Annotated in this window: 16 protein-coding genes and 1 pseudogene; 4 read left to right on the forward strand and 13 right to left on the reverse strand. The window is 70.3% G+C overall.

What is annotated here, in order from left to right; genetic code table 11:
• Positions 1-32: 32 nt before the first annotated feature.
• The 7 genes from LK409_RS04810 to LK409_RS04840 form a co-directional block, all read right to left on the reverse strand.
• Complete coding sequence (locus LK409_RS04810) at positions 33-992, reverse strand: SDR family oxidoreductase (protein ID WP_010928004.1); 960 nt, start codon at positions 990-992, stop codon at positions 33-35.
• Positions 980-1,786, reverse strand: coding sequence for a hydroxypyruvate isomerase family protein (locus LK409_RS04815; RefSeq protein WP_010928005.1), 807 nt, complete (start codon positions 1,784-1,786; stop codon positions 980-982). The genes LK409_RS04810 and LK409_RS04815 overlap by 13 nt, the downstream gene beginning before the upstream one ends.
• Positions 1,783-2,679, reverse strand: a complete 897-nt coding sequence (locus tag LK409_RS04820; protein WP_010928006.1) for an NAD(P)-dependent oxidoreductase — start codon at positions 2,677-2,679, stop codon at positions 1,783-1,785. The genes LK409_RS04815 and LK409_RS04820 overlap by 4 nt, the downstream gene beginning before the upstream one ends.
• Positions 2,676-4,388, reverse strand: a complete 1,713-nt coding sequence (gene ilvD, locus LK409_RS04825; RefSeq protein ID WP_010928007.1) for a dihydroxy-acid dehydratase — start codon at positions 4,386-4,388, stop codon at positions 2,676-2,678. Before ilvD ends, LK409_RS04820 begins: the two co-directional genes overlap by 4 nt.
• Before the next feature lie 40 nt (positions 4,389-4,428).
• The gene (locus LK409_RS04830) at positions 4,429-5,109 is read right to left on the reverse strand and encodes a GntR family transcriptional regulator (protein ID WP_003817039.1); all 681 of its coding nucleotides are present in this window, start codon (positions 5,107-5,109) and stop codon (positions 4,429-4,431) included.
• Positions 5,110-5,205: 96 nt separating this feature from the next.
• On the reverse strand, positions 5,206-5,892 hold the full coding sequence (locus LK409_RS04835) for a GntR family transcriptional regulator (RefSeq protein WP_010928008.1): 687 nt from the start codon (positions 5,890-5,892) through the stop codon (positions 5,206-5,208).
• A gap of 6 nt (positions 5,893-5,898) precedes the next feature.
• Positions 5,899-7,641 carry an IlvD/Edd family dehydratase gene (locus tag LK409_RS04840; protein WP_010928009.1) on the reverse strand — a complete coding sequence of 581 codons (1,743 nt, stop codon included), beginning with the start codon at positions 7,639-7,641 and terminating at the stop codon, positions 5,899-5,901.
• Positions 7,642-7,873: 232 nt separating this feature from the next.
• Between LK409_RS04840 and LK409_RS04845 the strand changes: the two genes are divergently transcribed.
• Positions 7,874-8,878, forward strand: coding sequence for a Bug family tripartite tricarboxylate transporter substrate binding protein (locus LK409_RS04845; RefSeq protein ID WP_010928010.1), 1,005 nt, complete (start codon positions 7,874-7,876; stop codon positions 8,876-8,878).
• Between the two features lie 13 nt (positions 8,879-8,891).
• Here the strand turns inward: LK409_RS04845 and LK409_RS04850 are convergent.
• The 4 genes and pseudogenes from LK409_RS04850 to LK409_RS04865 form a co-directional block, all read right to left on the reverse strand.
• Positions 8,892-10,531 (reverse strand): annotated as a pseudogene (locus LK409_RS04850) (GMC family oxidoreductase).
• Between the two features lie 16 nt (positions 10,532-10,547).
• Positions 10,548-11,555 carry an ABC transporter substrate-binding protein gene (locus LK409_RS04855; protein WP_003812109.1) on the reverse strand — a complete coding sequence of 336 codons (1,008 nt, stop codon included), beginning with the start codon at positions 11,553-11,555 and terminating at the stop codon, positions 10,548-10,550.
• 22 nt (positions 11,556-11,577) lie between these two features.
• On the reverse strand, positions 11,578-12,399 hold the full coding sequence (locus tag LK409_RS04860) for an ABC transporter ATP-binding protein (protein WP_010928011.1): 822 nt from the start codon (positions 12,397-12,399) through the stop codon (positions 11,578-11,580).
• Positions 12,400-12,418: 19 nt separating this feature from the next.
• Entirely contained in the window at positions 12,419-13,186 is a 768-nt protein-coding gene (locus LK409_RS04865) for an ABC transporter permease (protein WP_003812106.1), read from the reverse strand.
• A gap of 99 nt (positions 13,187-13,285) precedes the next feature.
• Here LK409_RS04865 and LK409_RS04870 point away from each other — a divergent pair, with 99 nt between their 5' ends.
• The gene (locus tag LK409_RS04870) at positions 13,286-14,011 is read left to right on the forward strand and encodes a GntR family transcriptional regulator (RefSeq protein WP_003812103.1); all 726 of its coding nucleotides are present in this window, start codon (positions 13,286-13,288) and stop codon (positions 14,009-14,011) included.
• A gap of 7 nt (positions 14,012-14,018) precedes the next feature.
• Entirely contained in the window at positions 14,019-15,167 is a 1,149-nt protein-coding gene (locus tag LK409_RS04875) for a mandelate racemase/muconate lactonizing enzyme family protein (protein ID WP_010928012.1), read from the forward strand.
• Between the two features lie 15 nt (positions 15,168-15,182).
• Here LK409_RS04875 and LK409_RS04880 read toward each other — a convergent pair whose 3' ends face one another.
• A complete protein-coding gene (locus LK409_RS04880; protein ID WP_003812099.1) occupies positions 15,183-16,103 on the reverse strand; it encodes a LysR family transcriptional regulator in 921 nt (306 codons plus the stop codon).
• Between the two features lie 114 nt (positions 16,104-16,217).
• Between LK409_RS04880 and LK409_RS04885 the strand changes: the two genes are divergently transcribed.
• Positions 16,218-16,958, forward strand: coding sequence for an SDR family oxidoreductase (locus LK409_RS04885; protein WP_010928013.1), 741 nt, complete (start codon positions 16,218-16,220; stop codon positions 16,956-16,958).
• Positions 16,959-17,089: 131 nt separating this feature from the next.
• On the opposite strand, the gene loiP is transcribed toward LK409_RS04885, so the two are convergent.
• On the reverse strand, positions 17,090-17,863 hold the full coding sequence (gene loiP / locus LK409_RS04890; RefSeq protein ID WP_010928014.1) for a metalloprotease LoiP: 774 nt from the start codon (positions 17,861-17,863) through the stop codon (positions 17,090-17,092).
• Between the last annotated feature and the right edge of the window lie 207 nt (positions 17,864-18,070).

An 18,070-nucleotide genomic window follows, 5' to 3' on the forward strand; every position in this document is an offset into this window, starting at 1 on the left:
CCGCTCGGCGGCGGGCCGTTGGTGCGACAGGATCAAGGCGGCGGGCCGACGGCCCGCTCCAGCAGCGCCGGCAGGCTGCTGTCGTGGCGAAAGCCCGCCGCCTGCGCGGCATCGCATTGCAGGGGCGGCTGGTTGCCGAACTGCGCCTCGATATCCGGGCGCGGCGTGTAACTTACCAACGGCGTGGCCGCGCCCTGGCTGCGCGCATCGAAGGCCTGCACGATGTCGCGCACCGACACGCGTAGCGCCGGCAGCGTCCAGCCGGTGCGCCCGCCGGGCGGCGGCGCCTGGGCGGTCAGCTCGGCGGCGCGCAGCAGGTTGTCCACGCAGCACGGCAGCGACATCAGCCACAGCGTGGCCTGCGGGCCGACCGGCATTTCGCAAGGCTGGCCCGCCGCCAGCGCGCGCAGCAGCGTGCTGGAGAAGGCCGACCAGGCGCCGTTGGGCGCCGGCGGGCGGGGCGCCACGCCGGGCAGGCGCACGGCGCGCCCGCGCACGAAGCCGCGCCGGGTGTAGTCGGCCAACAGGATTTCGACTGCCTGCTTCTGCGCGCCATAGCTCAGCGCCGGCGCCAGCGGCGTGTCGTCCGTGACGAGCGCGGGCAGCGGCGCGCCGTAGACGGCGATGCTGCTGGTGAACACCAGTCCGGGCGAGCGGCCCTGGCGGCGCAGCTGCTCCAGCAATCGCAGCGATCCTTCCAGGTTGACGCGCAGGCCCAGCTCGAACTCCAGCTCGGCGCGTCCGCTGGCGACGCAGGCCAGATGGAACACCAGGTCCGGCGGCGGATCGGTGATGGCCGCCAGCGTGGCGGGGTCGGCGAAGTCGCCGGCCACCTGGCGCACGCGCGGGTCGGCCGGCGCGGCGTCGAAGGCCAGGTCGCACAGCGTCAGCTGTTCGAGCGCGCCATAGCCGGGCACGCCGGGCAGGGCGCACAGGCGCTCGGCCAGGGCGCGGCCGATATAGCCGTTGGCGCCGGTGATCAGGACGCGCATGCCGCACCTCCGCTGCCGCAGGCGGCGTCGTAGGCGCCGCGCCAGGCCTTCAGGCCGGCGCTGGCCAGGCCGCGCGGCGTGTACTCGCAGCCCATCCAGCCGCCATAGCCGCTTTGCGCCAGCAGGCGCAGGGTGGCGGCCACCGGCGGGCTGGCCGGATCGGGTTCGTGGCGCCCGTCGGGGCCGGCGAACTGCACGTGGCGCACCAGCGGCAGCACGCGGCGCAGCTCGGCGTGCGGGTCCAGCCCTTCGCGCAGGTTGTGATAGATGTCGAACTGCAGGCCGACGTTCGGATGGTCGACCGCGCGGATGATGTCGGCGGCCTGCTCGGGCAGGTAATAGAAATAGCCCGGCATGTCGGCGCGGTTGAGCGGCTCCAGGGTCAGCGTGACGCCGGCCTGGGCGGCGCGCGGCGCGGCTCGCTGCAGGTTGCCGATCAGCGTGGCGCGGCATTCGTCCATGCCGGCGGGCGCCGGCGGCATGCCCGCCATGGCGTGCACGATGCGGCAGCCGGTGGCGCGGCACAGCGCCAGCGCCTGGTCCAGCGCGGCCCCGAAATCGGCTTCGCGCCCGGGCACGCAGGCCAGGCCTTTTTCGCCGGCCGCGCCCAGCGGCGTGTTGACCAGCGCCAGGGCCAGGCCGTGCTCGCGCAGCTGCGCCGCCAATTGCGCGGGCGGCTGGTCGTACGGAAACAGGATCTCCACTCCCGCGAAGCCGTCTTCGCGCGCGGCGGCCATGCGCGCGGCCAGCGGCAGGCCGGGGTACAGCAGTGTCAGGTTGGCGGCCAGTTTCATGCGGGCTCCCTGGTGGGCGCGGCGGGCCGTTCGGGCCACGCCACGCGCACGATGTCGGACAGGTCGCCGGGGCCCAGGCCGCGCGCGGCGGCGGTGCGGTAGCTGTCGAGCACGCCTTGCAGCCCGCGCAGTTGCGTGCCGCTGGCGGCGGCCAGGGCGGCCACGTTCTCCAGGTTTTTCAGCATGGTCTGCAGGGCGCCCAGCGGCTGGTCGACGGGCGCGGTCATGCGCGGCACGAAGATGCGCAGCAAGACCGAATCGGCCCAGCCGCCGGCCAGGGCGGTATCGAGGGCGGCGACGTCGATGCCGTTGCGGCGGGCCAGGGCCACGGCCTCGGCGATGGCGTTGACCGTGGTGGCCACGATGGTCTGGTTGCACAGCTTGCCGATCTGGCCGGCGCCCGTATCGCCCAGCCGCGTCACGCGGCCGGCGTAGGCGCGCAGCCAGGGTTGCGCGGCCTCGATCGCCGCGGCCGGCCCGCCCGCCAGGATGGACAGCGTGCCGGCCTGCGCGCCGGCCACGCCGCCCGAGACCGGCGCGTCGATCCATACGCGGCCGCTGGCGGCCAGCAGGCGCGCGGCCAGCGCGCGGGTGGCGTCCGGCTCGATGCTGGAGTGGTCCACCAGCAGGCCGCCGGCCACGTCGGCCACGCCGTGCGGCCCGAACACCGTGGCCTGCACCGCGGCCAGGTCGGTCAGGCACAGCAACACCGCCTGCGCGCCCGCCGCCGCTTCGGCCGGCGTGGCGCAGACCACCGCGCCGTCGGCCGCCAGCGCCTGTGCCTTGGCCGCGCTGCGGTTCCATACGCGCACCCGATGGCCGGCCGCCAGCAGCCGCCGTATCATCGGCGCGCCCATCAGGCCGGCGCCGCAGAAAGCCAGGGTGGCGCTCATTCGGCCTCCGGCGTTTCGTAAGGCCAATCGACCTGGCCGGAGTGGGTGACCGCGCCCAGGCAGGCCGGGCGCACCAGCGCGGCGTATTTCTCCAGCGCGCCGGCCAGGCGCGCCTGCGGCGGCGCCTGGTAGGCGGCGCGGCGCCGCGCCAGCTCTTCGTCGGACAGCGCCACGTCCAGCGTATCGGCCTCGGCGTCGATGTGGATCATGTCGCCATCGCGCAGCAGCGCGATGGGGCCGCCGGCGGCCGCTTCCGGCCCGGCGTAGCCGATGCACAGGCCGCGCGTGGCGCCCGAGAAGCGGCCGTCGGTCAGCAGCGCCACTTTCTCGCCCATGCCCTGTCCATACAGGGCGGCCGTGACGCTGAGCATCTCGCGCATGCCCGGCCCGCCCCGGGGGCCTTCGTTGCGGATGACCAGGACTTCGCCCGGCTGGTAGGCGTGCGTGGACACCGCGCGCATGCAGGCTTCCTCGTTCTCGAACACGCGCGCCGGCCCGGAGAATTTCAGCGACTTCAGGCCGGCGATCTTCAGCAGCGCGCCATCGGGGCTGAGATTGCCCTTGAGCACGGCGACGCCGCCGGTGGGGTGCAGGGCCTGGCCGCAGGCGCGCACCACCTTGCCGTCGGGCGCGGGCGTGTCGGCCAGGGCCTCGGCCAGGGTGCGGCCGTCGAGCGTCAGCACGCTGCCGTCGATATGGCCGCCGTCCAGCAGCGCCTTGAGCACCACCGGCACGCCGCCGGCCTCGTGCAGGTCGCGCGCCAGATAGCGGCCGCCGGGTTGCAGGTCGGCGATCAGCGGCGTGCGCTTGAACACCCGGGCCACGTCGTCCAGCGTGAAGGCGATGCCGGCCTCGTGCGCGATGGCGGGAATGTGCAGGGCCGCGTTGGTCGAGCCGCCGGTGGCCGCCACCGCGGCGCAGGCGTTCTCCAGGCTGGCGCGCGTCACCAGCTGGCGCGGCAGCGGGCCGCCCGCGGCCAGGGCGCGCATCACGTGCTCGCCGGCGCGCTGCGCGATGGCCAGCCGTTCGCTGTAGACCGCGGGCATCATCGCCGAACCCAGCGGCGACAGGCCCAGCGCCTCGCCCACCATGGCCATGGTGTTGGCGGTGAACTGGCCCGGGCACGAGCCCGCCGAGGGCGTACAGGTGCGCTCCATCGCCTTGAGCTCGGCCGCCGGCATGGTGCCGTGCTGTACCCGGCCGACGGCTTCGATGGTGTCGAGGATGGTGACCTGGCCGCTGGCCGCATGGCCGGGCAGGGTGGCGCCGCTGTACAGGAACACCGCCGGCACGTTCAGCCGCACGATGGCCATCATCATGGCCGGCAGCGTCTTGTCGCAGCCGGCGAACGCCACCAGTGCGTCATAGGCGTGGCCGCGCACCACCAGCTCGACGCTGTCGGCGATGGTCTCGCGCGACAGCAGGCTCATGCGCATGCCCGCATGGTTCATCGAGGTGCCGTCGGAGATCGAGATGGTCGAGAAGCTGACCGGCACGCCGCCGCCGGCGGCCACGCCCAGGCGGGCGCGGTCGGCCTGCGGCCCCAGCGCCATGGAGCAGGGCGTGTTCTCGCCTTGCGTGCTCACGATGCCGACCATGGATTTCTCCAGGGCGGCGTCGTCGAAGCCGGTGGCGCGCAGGAAGGCGCGATGCGGGGTGCGCGTCAGGCCTTGGGTAACCATGCGGGAACGGTGCTTATGCAGGGACATGAATCGGTTCCATGGAAAAGGCGAAGAAGGGCGGCGCCGGCTAGGGCATGGCGGGCTGCAGCGCCTGCAGCCTGTCGAAGGCCCAGCTGATGTCCTGCGCCATGACCGCGCGCGCGCTTTCGGCGTCGCGCCGCGCGATGGCGTCGACGATGGCGGCGTGCAGTTCGGCCGAGGGGCGCTCGTCGGAATGCATCAGCTCGCGCGTGGCGCGCAGGTAGGGCCCGGACTGCAGCCACAGGCTTTCGATGGTGGCCAGCATCGAGTCCGAGCGCGCGGCGCGGTAAATGGTGAAGTGAAAGCGCTGGTTGTTCTCCAGCCCGGCCTGGACCGACGCCGTATCGCTGAGCGACCTGCCGATCTGGTCGGCCAGCGCGCGCAGCTCGGCCAGTTCCGGCGCGGTGATGTGCTCGACCGCCCAGGCGGTGACATGGCCCTCGATCAGCACGCGGGCGCGGCGGATGTCCTCCAGGCTGGCGCGCGAGATCACCGGCACGCGCACCGAGCGGCTCTTCATCGGTTCGAGCGCGCGCTGCGTGACCAGCCGGCGCAGCGCCTCGCGCACCGGCATGGCGCTGGTGCCGAACGCATCGGCCAGTTCCTGGATGCCGAGCACCGCGCCGGCGGCGTAGTCGCCGCGCATCAGGTGGTCGCGCAGGCGGCGGTAGATGGCTTCGTTGACGGAGGTATGGACGAGCGGATCGGGGTGGGTGAGCGCAGGCATTTGATCTTTAATCAAAGATTTTTCGCTACGCTACCGGGCCGGGAGGCAAGGCCGCCATAGGGGTTTGCCCGGCCGTTGCGTGTCAGGACGAGGCGTTCAGGCGCTGGCGCGCAGTCCGGCGGCGGCCAGATAGGCGTCGCGCGAAGGCAGCAGATGGTTGCGGCACAGGGCCACCAGGGCGGCGCGGTCGCCCTGGCGCAGCGCCTGGATCATGGCCCAGTGTTCCTGGCGTGCGCGCTCGCGGTAGCCGGCCGCGGCCAGGCTGCCGAAGCGGATCGGGTGGGTGCGGCGCGCGTATTCCTCGATGGCCTGTTGCAGCACCGGGTTGTCGAGCAGGCCGAACAATTCGCGGTGAAACCGCTGGTTGCTGCGGAACACGCGCCGCGCGTTGCCTGCGGCCACCGCGGCGTCGTGCTCGCGCTGCACGGCCACCAGCGCGGCCAGGCGCGCCTCGTCCACGGGCAGGGCGATGCGCTCGGCCGCGCGCGTCTCCAGCAGTTCGCGCAGGTCGTACAGGTCCATGACTTCGCGCGCCGTGAAGGCGCGCACTTCGGCGCCCACGTTGCGCTTGCGCTCGACCGCGCCGCGCTGTTCCAGCTGCGCCAGCACCTGGCGCACCGCGTGCCGCTTCAGCCCGAAGCGCGCCATCAGTTCGTCCTCGGTCAGGCGCTGGCGCGGAAACAGCCGGCCGAAGACGATGTCTTCTTCCAGCTGTTCCACCGCCAGGTCCAGGTCCAGGGCGTCGGCGGGCGGCGGGTCGGCGGGCAGGGCGGTCAGGGTCATGGCGGCTCAGCGAGGCGGCACGGTTTGCTTGCTGGCGGGTGCGCGCAGGAAGTCGAAGTCTACCCCCTGGTCGGCCTGCGTGACCGTGTCGAGGAACAGCTTGCGGTAGCCCCGCTCGGCCTGCGGCCGTTCGATCGGCTGGGCGGCCGCGCGCTGCGCCAGCTCGGCCTCGCTGACCAGCAGGCTGATCTCGCGCTGGCGCACCGACAGGCGGATGCGGTCGCCATTGCGCACGTGGGCCAGCGGTCCGCCGATGGCGGCCTCGGGCGTGACGTGCAGCACGATGGTGCCGGCGGCGGTGCCGCTCATGCGGCCGTCGGATACGCGCACCATGTCCTTGACGCCGGCGCGCGCCAGCTTGCGCGGAATGGGCATGTAGCCCGCCTCGGGCATGCCGGGCGCGCCGGTGGGGCCGATGCGCTTGAGCACCAGGATGTCGTCGGCCGTGACATCGAGCGCGTCGTCGTCGATGCGGCGCGCCATGTCTTCGGCGTCCTCGAACACCACGGCGCGGCCTTCGTGCTCCATCAGCCGGGCGTCGGCGGCCGACTGCTTGATGATGGCGCCGCCCGGCGCCAGGTTGCCGCGTAGCACCGCCAGCCCGCCCACCGGGTAGATCGGGGCGTCGAAGGCGCGGATCACCTCCTGCGCGAACGGCGCGGGCGCGGCGTCGAGCTCTTCGCCCAGCGTGCGGCCCGAGACGGTGAGGGCGTCCAGGTGCAGCAGCGGGCGCAGTTCGCGCAGCAGCGCCGGCATGCCGCCGGCCTTGTGGAAGTCTTCCATGTAGTGCTGGCCCGAGGGCTTGAGATCCACCAGTACCGGTGTCTCGCGGCTCATGCGGTCCAGGCCGGTCAGGTCGATGTCGATGCCCAGGCGGCCGGCGATGGCCGTCAGGTGCACGATGCCGTTGGTCGAGCCGCCGATGGCCAGCAGCACGCGCAACGCGTTCTCGATGGCCTTGCCGGTCAGGATGCGCTCGGGCGTCAGGCGCGCCGCGGCCATGGCCACGGCGGTGGCGCCGGTGCGTTCGGCCACGCGGATGCGGTCGGCCGTGACCGCGGGCGCCGAGGCGCCGCCGCTGATCATCATGCCCAGCGCCTCGGTCAGGCACGCCATGGTGCTGGCGGTGCCCATCACCGAGCAGGTGCCCACGCTGGCCACCAGCTGGTTGTTGACGTCGGTGATCTCGGCGGTGTCGATTTCGTCGGCGCGGTAGCGGCCCCAGTAGCGGCGGCAATCGGTACAGGCGCCGACCCGTTCGCCGCGGTGCGAGCCGGTCAGCATCGAGCCGGTCACCAGCTGGATGGCCGGCACGCCGGCCGAGGCCGCGCCCATCAGCTGCGCGGGCACCGTCTTGTCGCAGCCGCCGATCAGCACCACCGCGTCCATGGGCTGGGCGCGGATCATCTCTTCGGTGTCCATCGACATCAGGTTGCGCAGGTACATGCTGGTGGGCTGCGAGAAGCTCTCGTGCACCGAGATGGTGGGAAAGTCCACCGGCAGCCCGCCGGCCAGCATCACGCCGCGCTTGACCGCCTCGACCAGCTGCGGGGCGTTGCCGTGGCAGGGGTTGTAGCTGCTGCCGGTGTTGACGATGCCGATGACCGGGCGCGCCAGCGCGTCGTCGGTATAGCCCGCGCCCTTGATGAAGGCCTTGCGCAGGAACAGCGAAAAGCCGGTGTCGCCGTAGTTGGTCAGGCCCTTGGACAGGCCGCCGGGCGGCTTGCCGCCTTGGTCGCGCTGGGTCATGGAACACCTCGATAATATTATTGATAATCGTGGCGGCTATCATAGCCAGCGCGCAATCCAGGCCGCAAGCGAATTCCAGGATTTTCTTTATTGATCTGTTATATAGATCATTCAATAGAAAAATACGTATTCATCAATCAAGAAATGGCGCCTACACTGCGGCCAAAGCGAGCGGGGCGCCTGCACCCGCTCCGTCCAGATCCACCACCCGGCACACAGGAGGAGAACATCCATGTCCGACCGTCAATCCGCGCGCCTGCCGCGCCGCGCCGCCCTCTGTTCCATGCTGGCGCTGTGCGCCGGTTTCGCGCTGCAGCCCGTCGCCGCGCAGAGCGCCTACCCCGACCGTCCGATCCGCATGATCGTGCCGTACCCCCCGGGCGGCGCCACGGACGTGATCGGCCGCGTGCTGGCCAAGGAAATGAGCGGTGCGCTGGGCCAGTCGGTGGTGGTCGAGAACCGCGCCGGCGCGGCCGGCAACATCGGCGCCGACGTGGTGGCCAAGGCCACGCCGGATGGCTACACCATCCTGATGGGCGCCATGACCAGCCACGCCATCAACGCCGTGCTCTACCAGGGCCGCGTGTCGTACGACATCGAGAAGAGTTTCGCGCCCGTGGCCATCGTGGGCACGGTGCCGCTGGTGTTCGTGGTCAATCCCGCCGTGCCGGCCGATTCGCTGCAAAGCCTGATCGCGCTGGCCAAGTCCAAGCCCGGCTACCTGACCATGGCGTCGGCCGGCAACGGTTCGCCGCAGCACCTGGCCGGCGAAATGTTCAAGCGCGTGGCGGGCGTGGACCTGCTGCACGTGCCGTACAAGGGCAGCGGCCCGGCCATGACCGACCTGATGGGCGGCCAGGTGCTCAGCATGATCGAGACCGTGCCGGCGGCGCAGGGCAACGTCAAGGGCGGCAAGCTGCGCGCGCTGGCGGTGGCCTCGGCGCAGCGCGTCGAATCGCTGCCCGACGTGCCGACCACGGCCGAGGCCGGCCTGCCCAATTTCCAGGTCAGTTCGATGTTCGGCATCGCCGCGCCGGCCGGCACGCCGGTCCCGGTGGTCGAGCGCCTGAACGCCGTGCTCAAGGAAGCGCTGGCCAAGCCCGAGGTGCAGACCGCCTTGCTGAACCAGGGCGCCATCTCGACCTGGACCACGCCTGCCGACGCCGCCGCGCGCATCAGCGCCGAGCGCCAGCAGTGGGCCACCGTGATCGCCGAAGCCGGCGTGAAGGCCGAGTAAGCCCGGCAGCGGGTCAGGCGGCGTCCAGCCGCTGCCTGCCCCGCACCAGGTCGGCGCCTTTCTCGCCGATCAGGATGGCCGCGGCATTGGTGTTGGCCGATACCATCGCCGGCATCACCGACGCATCGATCAGCCGCAGCCGGTCCACCCCGCGCACCCGCAGCTCGGGCGGGGTCCACCACCGAGGCCGGGTCGCCGCCCATGCGGCACGAACCGCTGGCGTGGAAGACCGTGCCGCCGCGCGTGCGCGCGAACTGTTCCAGGTCGGCATCGCCGCGGATGGCTGCGCCCGGCATGTATTCCTCGCCGCTCAGGTGCTGGCGAAACGCCGGCTGGTGGTAGATCTCGCGCAGCAGTTTCAACCCCGCCACCAGCACCTTGATATCGTGCGGGTCGGTCAGGTAGTTGGCGACGATGCGCGGCGCCTCGAACGGGTCGGCGCTGCGCAGCGCCACCGTGCCGCGCGACAGCGGCCGGCACTGCGTGGCCGACGCCGAAAAGCCCGAGAAGCCATGCAGCGCGTCGCCGGGCTTGTCCACCGACAACGGCATCACATTGAACAGCACGTCGGCGCGCCCGTCGCGCGCGTGCTCGCTGCACACCATGCCGCCCACCTGGCCGGCGCCCACGGTCAGCGGACCATCCTGGCGCAGCAGCCAGCGCGCCCATGCCCAGCATCTTCAGGGGCTTGCGCACGTCGTCGTTGAGCGAGAGCGGATGCTTCAGTTTGACGATGACGCGCGCCTGGTAGTGGTCCTGCAGATTGCGGCCGACTTCCGGCGCATCCACCTGCAAGGCGACGCCGTGGCGGCGCAGCAGTTCGGCCGGGCCCACGCCCGACAGCTGCAGCAGCTGCGGCGATTGCAGCGCGCCGGCGGCCAGCAGCACCTCGGCGTCGGCCTGCGTCCGCACCGGCTGGCCGCGCCGGCGTTCGTCCACCCATTCCACGCCGCGGCAGACGCCGCCGTCGATCAGCAGGCGCGTGACGCGCACGCCGGTCAGCACGGTCAGGTTGGGCCGGCCGCGCACCGGATGCAGGAACGCGGTGGCAGCGCTGCAGCGCCAGCGTCCCTTGAGGGTGAGCTGGTAATTGCCCAGGCCGCTGTCGCGCGCGCCGTTGAAATCGGGATTGGGGTCGAAGCCGGCCTGCAGTCCGGCCTCGACCCAGTCGCGGCACAGCGGGTGGTCGTTGCGCAGGTCCGAGACGCACAGCTCGCCGGCGCCGCCGTGGTATTCGCTCGCGCCGCCGCTGTAGCGCTCGGACTTGCGGAAGTAGGGCAGCACGTCGCGATAGCCCCAGCCCTGCGCGCCGGCGCGCGCCCAGTCGTCGTAATCCGCGTGCTGGCCGCGGATGTAGATCAGCCCGTTGATCGAACTGGAGCCGCCCAGTACGCGGCCGCGCGGCCAGACGATGGGGCGCTCGCCCGTCTCGGCCTGGGGCTCGACCGGAAACTGCCACGAGAAGCGCGGATCGTAGATCGAGCGGAAGTACCCCACCGGTAGGCGCAGCCAGAAGTTGCGGCCCTCGCCGCCGGCCTCCAGCAGCAGTACGCGGCAGGCCGGGTCGGCGGTGAGGCGGTTGGCCAGCACGCAGCCGGCCGAGCCGGCGCCGACGATGATGTAGTCATACGAAGCGCAGAGGGCGGGCGGCATCGGATCCTGGGCGCGCTCAGGCGCGCACGGCCTCCAGGTAGGGTTTGGGATCGAAATAGCGCTCGGCCGGCACCGGCTGGGCGATGTTGGCGCTTTGCACGAAGAAGTCGGTGACCTGCTGCAGCCACCTGGTCACCGTGCCGTCGGCATAGCGCTGGCGCCATTCGGCCGCGGTGAAATACTTCGACGCCTTGAACTGCTCTTTCAGGTCCGGCAGCGGGACTTGCTGGTAGTGGTTCTTCTGCAAGGCCACCAGAGCCTCGTCGGTATGCGACAGCAGGTAGTCGTTGGTCTCGGCCCAGGCCTGGATCAGGGCATTGATGATCTTGGGGTTCTTGTCGTAGTAGTCGTTGCGCGCCGCCCAGCCGCCCACGATGGCCGCCTCGGGGTAGAAGGTCGAGGCGTCGAGCAGCTTGCGCGCGCCGGGCAGCTTCTGGCGGATGGTCACGTCGAACGGCACCCACAGCGCCACCGCCGGCACCGCGCCCGAAATGAACGAGGTGACGGCCTCGGCCATGCGCTGGTTGACGATCTGCACGTCCTTGCCGGCCTGCAGGCCGACGCTGCGCAGGGCGCGGTCCAGGAACACGTGCGCGGTGGTGCCGGTGGTGGTCGAGATCTTCTTGCCCTTGAGGTCGGCCAGGGTCTTGATGCCCGCGTCGTCGCGCACCCACAGCTGGGCGGTGGCGTATTCGATATTGTTGACCAGGAATACCTTGCCTTGTCCGCGCGCCGGGAAGTTCGACACCACCGCGCCGGTCGAGAGCATGTCCAGGCTGCCGCCTATCATGGCCTGGAACAGTTCCAGGCCGGTGGTGAACTGGATCAGTTCCAGGTCCAGCCCGTGCTTGGCGAACGCGCCGGTCTGCTGCCCGGTCCAGATCTGGCCGTCGACGGCCGGCGTATGCAGATAGCCGACGCGCACCTTGTCGCGGGCGCGCGCCAGGGAGGGGATGCCGATGCCGGCCATGGCGGCCGCCAGGGCGCCGGTCTTGAGCAAGGTTCTGCGCTGCGGGTTCATCATGGTGTGGCTCCTCGAGTGGGCTTCAATCGGACAGGCGCACGGTCTGGCGCGCCTGCTTGGCATACTCTTCCATGACCAGCGCGCGGATGTGCGAGCGCAGCTCGCCAAAGCGCGGGTCCTCGTGCAGGTTCTCGGCCCGGGGGTAGCCGAACGGCACGTCGATGATGGTGCGGATGCGCGCCGGCCGCGCGGTGACCACCACGATGCGCGACGACAGGTAGATGGCTTCCTCGACCGAATGCGTGATCAGCATGACGGTCTTGCCCTCGGTCATCTGCACCTGCAGCAGCAGGTCCTGCATGGCCGAGCGGGTTTGCGCGTCGAGCGCGCCGAACGGCTCGTCCATCAGCAGGAACTGCGGCTTGACCGCATAGGCGCGCGCCAGCGCCAGGCGCTGGCGCATGCCGCCGGACAGGTGCTTGGGATAGTGGTGGGCGAAGTCGCTCAGGCCCATCAGGGTCATGTAGCGCTGGCAGATCTGCGCCCGTTCGCCGGCCGCCACGCGGTTGCTGCGCAGGTTCAGGCCGAAGGCGATGTTCTCGCGCACCGTCAGCCACGGGAACACGCCGTATTCCTGGAAGATCACGCCACGGTCGGGCCCGGGCCCGCCGACCGGCTGGCCGTCGAGCAGCACGCGGCCGGCGGTGGGCTGCACGAAGCCGCCCACCAGTCCCATCATGGTGGTCTTGCCGCAGCCCGAGGGGCCGATCACCGAGACGAACTCGCCCTGGCGGATTTCGTAATTGATGCCGTCGAGCACGCGCATCGGACCGTCGGCGGTCGGGTAGTCCACGCAGACATCCTCGAAGCGGATGCGCACGTCGGAGGCGGGAGTCGCGCTCATGCAGGGTCTCCGTGGTCGGTCAGGCGATGCGGTCCTGCCAGGCCACCAGCCGGCGCGCGGCCGCGCGCAGGGCGAGGTCCATGGCCAGGGCGATGAAGCCGATGCAGATGATGCCGACATAGATGATGTCGAGCTGGAAGAACGAGGAGGCGTCCTGGATCAGCGCGCCCAGCCCCTGTTGCGCCGCGATCAGTTCCGAGGCCACCAGCGTGGCCCAGGCCACGCCCAGCGCCACGCGCAGCGCGGTCAGCATGTGCGGGATGGTCAGCGGCACGATGACCTTGCGGAAGATCTCGCCGTCGGTCGCGCCCAGCGTCTTGGCCACGCGCACGAAGATCGGGTTGATCTGCGAGATGCCCTCGTACATGACGATGACGCCGGCGAAGAACGAGGCGTAGAACAGGATGGCGATCTTGGCCGTCTCGCCGATGCCGAAATACACGATGACCAGCGGGATCAGCGCGATGGGGGGCAGGGCGCGGAAGAAGTTGATGACCGGATCGATGAAGCTGCGCACGCCGCGGTACCAGCCCAGCACGAAGCCCACCGGCACCGCCAGCAGGGTGCCCAGGCAGACGCCCACGAACACGCGCTGGGTGGACATGAGGATGTCGTGCGGCAGGCGCGCCTGCATCAGGGCCACGAACCGCGTCCAGACTTCGCCGGGGCTGGGCACCAGGGCCGGGCTGACCAGCCCGCTGGCGCGTATGCCGTACCAGAGCAGCACGATCAACAACCACGGGGCCAGGACCAGCAGCGCACGCATGAGCGCGGATCGACGCTTCACGTTTCCTCCTTGGGGATTGGCAGGCAGCGGCTTGCTCTTATTATGATCAGATCGTACCATAGACCATACGTTAAGCAAATAAAGAATTCCGCTGAGCTTATGGCCATCAATTTCCACGACAGTCCCATCCCGCGCTACCTGCAATTGGCTGACCTGATGCGCCAGCGCATTGCCCGGGGCCAGTGGGGCCAGGGGCACCGCCTGCCGTCGCTGGAGGAACTGGTGGCGGAGTTCGGCGTGGCGCGCGTGACGGTGCGCCAGGCCATCGACGTGCTCACGCGCGAGGGGCTGGTGTCGCCGCAGCAGGGGCGCGGCACCTTCGTCACCGGCCTGCCGCCCAACGACCGCTGGCTGCAGGTGCAGACCACGCTGGCCGAGCTGGCCAAGGTCTACCGCGACACCAAGCCCAAGATCGTCAACATCGACGAAACCATCACCAATCCGCCGCTGACCGCGCAGGATGGCGTGGCGGCCGAGCGCTATGTCTACATGCGCCGCGTGCACGAGCGCGAAGGGCGGCCGTATTGCGTCATCAATATCTACCTGGACGAACAGATCTTCCGCCGCGATCCGGTGCGCTACCGCAACGAAACCGTCATCCCGCTGCTGGTGTCCGACCCGGCCCTGCGCATCGCCCGCGCGCACCAGGTGCTGACCATCGGCACCGCCGACATGGAAGTCGCCGGCCATCTGCAGGTGCCGGTCAATACGCCGATTGCCGAAGTGCGGCGGCTGTTCCTCGACGAGGCCGGCAAGGTGGTGTACCTGAGCGAAGTCTCGTATCGCGGCGATTTCATCCACCTGGAAATGAACCTGATCCCCTGAGGACGCCATGACACGCGATGCCGCTCCGATCACGCCCGCGCGGGTGCGCGCGCATGTGTTCCGCTATCCGGTCAGCACGCCGGTCAAGACCTCGTTCGGCACCATGCACGACCGGCCGGCGGTATTGGTCGAGGTCGAGGACAGCGATGGCGCGGTGGGCTGGGGCGAGGTCTGGTGCAACTTCCCGGCCTGCGGCGCCGAACACCGCGCCCGCCTGGTCGAGACCGTGCTGGCGCCGCTGCTGACCGCGCGCGCGTTCGCCGATCCGGCGCAGGCCTTCGCCCATCTCGAGGCGCGCACCGCGGTGCTGGCCATCCAGACCGGCGAGCCCGGCCCGCTGGCCCAGGCCATCGCGGGCCTGGACATCGCGCTGTGCGACCTGGCCGCGCGGCGCGCCGGCGAGCCGCTGTGGGCCTGGCTGGGCGGCAGCGGCGATCGCATCGGCGTGTACGCCAGCGGCATCAACCCCGAAAATCCCGAGGACGTCGTGGCGCGCAAGGCGGCCGAAGGCTACCGCGCCTTCAAGCTGAAGGTGGGCTTCGACGATGCGCGCGACGTCCGCAATGCCCTGCATGTGCGCGAACTGCTGGGCGCGGCCACGCCGCTGATGGCCGACGCCAACCAGGGCTGGGACCTGCCGCGCGCGCGCCAGATGGCGCAGCGCCTGGGGCCGGCGCAGCTGGACTGGCTGGAAGAGCCGCTGCGCGCCGACCGTCCGGCCGCCGAGTGGGCCGAGCTGGCCCAGGCCGCGCCCATGCCGCTGGCCGGCGGCGAGAACATCGCCGGCGTGGCGGCGTTCGAGACGGCGCTGGCCGCGCGCAGCCTGCGCGTGATGCAGCCCGACCTGGCCAAGTGGGGCGGTTTCAGCGGCTGCCTGCCGGTGGCGCGCGCCGTGGTCGCCGCCGGCCTGCGCTATTGTCCGCATTACCTGGGCGCCGGCATCGGCCTGCAGGCGTCGGCGCATCTGCTGGCGGCCGTGCCGGGCCTGGCCAGTCCCGGCCTGCTCGAAGTCGACGCCAACGACAACCCCTTGCGCAGCCTGCTTAGTCCGGCGCTGGCGACCCTGCACGAAGGCCGCATCACGCTGGGCGGCGCGCCCGGGCTGGGCGTTACGCCCGACCTGGCGGCCCTGCGCGCCGCCTGCGCCGCTCGCTGAAGGCGCCCGGCCTCGCTAGCGTCGCGCCGGCGCTGCAGCGGGGAACGCCTCCTCATACAGCTTGCCGAGCCAGTCCACGAATACCCGCACGCGGGGGGACAGGTGGCGGTGCGAGGGATACAGCGCGGACACCGGCAAGTCCGGGCTCGGCCAATCGCTCAGCACTTCGACCAGCCGTCCCGCGCGCAGATCGTCCTCGACGTGAAAGCGCGGCAACTGAATCAAGCCACAGCCGCGCAGCGCACAGACGACATAGTTCTCCGCGTCGCTGACCGATATCCAGCCATTGAGCGCGAACGCCCGGATCTCGCCGCCGATGCGCAGTTCCAGCGGATAGTCCACGGCCGCGCTGGCGGCGAAGAATTTCACGACCCGATGCGCCGCAAGTTCGTCCGGGTGGCGCGGCGCGCCGAAGGCGGCGAGATATTCGGGGCTGGCGCAAATGACTTGCGGCATGACGGCCAGCCGCCTTGCCACCAGGGACGAGTCGCGCGGATTGCCCGCGCGGATCACGCAATCGATGCCTTCCCTGACCAGATCGACCAGCCTGTCGCCGCCGCTGACCGCGAGGTCGATGCCGGGATAGCGCGCCCGGAAATCATCGATTCGAGGCAGGACGATTTTGGTGGCGTGCGTGCTGTGCATGTCCACGCGCAGCAGGCCGCGCGGATTGGAAGCGACGCGCTGCAGCGAAGACTGCGCATCGTCCAGTTCGCTGAGCACATGGACGCACCGCTCGTAGAACGCCTGCCCGTCGGGCGTCGCGCGCACGTGGCGCGTGGTGCGGTCCAGCAGCCGCGCGCCCAGGCGGGCCTCCAGTTGCTTGATCGCATGCGTGGCGGTGGCGCGGGGAATGTCCAGCGCGGCCGCGGCGCGGCTGAAGCTGCCCAGCTCGACGATGCGGGTGAACAGTTGCAGGGAGTCGAAGCGATCCATAGGCCTGATTGTTGTCCATGCTTGAATTTAGATTCCAATCCGCATGCATTTATTCATCAATTTTAAACGTGGACAATGGGCGCCATGTCCTGCCTTTCGACCTGGAGCACCTCAATGAACATGGATATATCCAAGGCCGCCATCGTCACGGGCGGCTCGCGCGGCATAGGCAGGGCCATTGCCGCGCGGCTGGCCGCCGATGGCTTTGCGGTCGTCGTCAACTACGCCGGCAATGGCGCCAAGGCCCACGCAACCGTGGCCGCCATCGAATCGGCCGGCGGCAAGGCCATCGCCATCCAGGGCGATGTCGGCAAGCCGCAAGACGTGGCGAACCTGTTCGCCCAGGCCAGGGCAGCCTTCGGCCGCATCGACGTGGTCGTCAACAGCGCCGGCGTGATGCCGATGGCCAGCATCGATGCCGCCAATCTCGACGCCTTCGACCAGGTCATCGCCACGAACCTGCGCGGCGCTTTCCTGGTGCTGGCCCAGGCGGCGGCCAACCTCGGCGACGATGGGCGCATCATCGCGCTGTCGACCAGCGTGATCGCCAAGTCGTTGCCCGGCTATGGGCCCTACATCGCCAGCAAGGCCGGCGTCGAGGGCCTGGTGCATGTGCTCGCCAACGAATTGCGCGGCCGCAACATCACGGTCAACGCGATCGCGCCCGGCCCGGTCGGCACCGACCTGTTCTTCAACGGCAAGAGCGAGGAAGCCGTCGCCAGCATCGCCAGGCAGGCGCCGATGGAGCGCATCGGCATGCCGGACGAAATCGCCGCCGCCGTTTCCTTCCTGGCCGGCCCGGACGGCCGTTGGGTCAACGCGCAGGTGCTGCGCGTCAATGGCGGCTTCGCCTGATCCAGGCGGATCGAAAGGGGGCGCCGCATGCGGCGAGGGCGCGGGACCCAAGGCGTTGGCCTGTCCCGCGCCCGCCCATGCAAAACCCGCCCCGAGGGGCGGGTGTGCGGGGGCGCTGGGCGCTGGCCTGCTTACTTGCCGGCTTGCAGGCGCTTTTCCATGCGCGCCGCGCGGTCCGGCGAGGACGGGTGCGAGCTGAACATGCTGCTCTCGCCGCCGTCGAGCTCGGCCAGCTTCTGGAAGGCCGTCACCAGGCCCTTGCGGTTCATCTTCTTCTCGGTGAGCAGGTCGAACGAGAAGTCGTCTGCGGCGGTTTCCTGCGACTGCGAGAACTGCGCGTTGATGAATTTCTCGGTCATCTCGCCCAGTTGCGAAGCGCTCAGCGAAGCCACCACGCTGTTGCCGGCGGCGCCGGCGGCCTGGCGCGCGGCGCTGACCGCGTAGGCGGTCTGCATGGCCTTCTTGGTGTGGCCCAGCGCGACGTGGCCCATTTCATGGCCGATCACGCCGCGCAGCTCGTCGTCGTTCATCAGGTCCATCAGGCCGGTGTAGACGCGCACGCAACCGTTGCCCATGGCCCAGGCGTTGACGTCCTCGGTCATGTAGACCTTGTAGTTGACCTTCTGTCCGTTGAGCGTCATGTTGCCGAAGCCGCGCATCAGCTTGGTCAGGCGCACGCTGTACTTGTTGCCGGCCGGGGCGATCTTCGATTCCTGGTCGCTTTGCTTGCAGGCGGCGTCCGACAGCTGGATGATGTCGGCGTCGGAAAGATTGGCCGCCTTGGCCATGTCGGAGCCCGCCGAAAGCAGGCTGTTGGTGTCCATGCTCTTCATGCTGGCGCAGCCGGCCAGCAGCAGGCTGGCGGCCAGGGCGCCGCCGAGCAGTTTCGTCTTGCTCTTCATCATGCATTCCTCTTTCTTCGAAGCCGAGTTTGGGCGGGAGCGCGTTCGTCCGGCAGGTGCGCGCGCCGTCCCGAGGCGGCGCGCTTCCTGGCTCGCGGCCCAGGCCGGATCGAAAGTTCGCGGGCTAGACTGTAATTACCAGTGACGGATGGACGGGTGTTATTGATTTTCAAACTGCAACAGAATGCCAGTGCAATGACGCGGTAATGT

Source organism: Bordetella parapertussis, from assembly GCF_020735925.1.
GTDB lineage: Bacteria > Pseudomonadota > Gammaproteobacteria > Burkholderiales > Burkholderiaceae_B > Bordetella > Bordetella pertussis.